The sequence below is a fragment of the Ochrobactrum sp. SFR4 genome (genome assembly GCF_019730395.1).
Taxonomy (GTDB): Bacteria; Pseudomonadota; Alphaproteobacteria; order Rhizobiales; family Rhizobiaceae; genus Pseudochrobactrum.
Genome location: NZ_JAAPBB010000586.1, coordinates 1 through 303, shown reverse-complemented (window position 1 = coordinate 303; position 303 = coordinate 1). Strand labels below are relative to the sequence as shown.

Genomic DNA, 303 nt, shown 5'->3' with positions numbered 1-303 from the left:
GGCAAAAGCAGCTATGCCGGTTTTGGTACAGATTTTGGGCAGAAATTCGCCTTGCCAAGCTATGTTCTCTACGATCTTTACGGTTCCTACAAACTGAAAGAAAATGCGGAATTGTTCTTCTCGGTTGAGAATGTGGCGAATAAAAATTATCGCGTCGCCGTTTCAGGCCCGCTGGGTGAGAACGAATATTCAGGCAAAGGCCGCAGTTTCATTTTTGGTGCAAGCGCCAAGTTTTGAGAATTGCTGGTCAGTGTCGGACACATCAGCCTGCCGGATCAGTCCGGCAGGTTTTTTATTGTCATA

General features: G+C 46.9%; 1 pseudogene. It reads left to right on the top strand.

Annotated elements, in window-relative coordinates:
* Nucleotides 1-237 (top strand): annotated as a pseudogene (locus tag HBA93_RS20370) (TonB-dependent receptor); the annotation flags it as partial.
* Nucleotides 238-303 lie beyond the last annotated feature (66 nt).